The following is a 565-nucleotide window of genomic DNA, read 5'->3' as shown; positions in this document are numbered from 1 at the left end:
ATGGCATTTTACCCCAACTGTTGAAGCAGGCACACAAGTTACAGGTGGTGACATTGTGGGTACTGTTCAAGAAGGTCCCGTAATTGAACACCGTATCATGGTGCCGGTTGGCGTTTCAGGTACAGTGAAATCAATTCAAGAAGGCGACTACACTTTAGAAGATAATGTGTACGTCTTAGACACTGAGCAAGGCGAGAAATCATTCACAATGATGCAAACATGGCCAGTGCGTCAAGGTCGTCCTTTTGCCGAAAAATACTCACCAAATAAAATTATGACAACAGGTCAACGTGTTATCGATACTTTCTTCCCAATTTCAAAAGGTGGGGCAGCAGCAGTTCCAGGGCCATTCGGTGCCGGTAAGACAGTTGTGCAACACCAAATTGCTAAATATGCGGATGTAGATATCGTGGTTTACGTTGGTTGTGGTGAACGTGGTAACGAAATGACGGACGTAATTAACGAGTTCCCTGAATTGGTTGACCCGAAAACTGGGGAATCAATCATGGATCGTACTGTGTTAATTGCCAACACTTCAAACATGCCGGTAGCAGCCCGTGAAGCT

At 45.1% G+C, this 565-nt stretch carries 1 pseudogene; it reads left to right on the top strand.

Annotation, left to right across the window (positions count from 1 at the left end):
- Nucleotides 1-565: pseudogene (locus ACRCJ0_RS18820) on the top strand (V-type ATP synthase subunit A); the annotation flags it as partial.

This window comes from Aerococcus sp. L_32 (genome assembly GCF_050689315.1).
The sequence above is the reverse complement of the archived record's forward strand: the minus strand, read 5'-3'. Positions and strand labels throughout refer to the sequence as shown.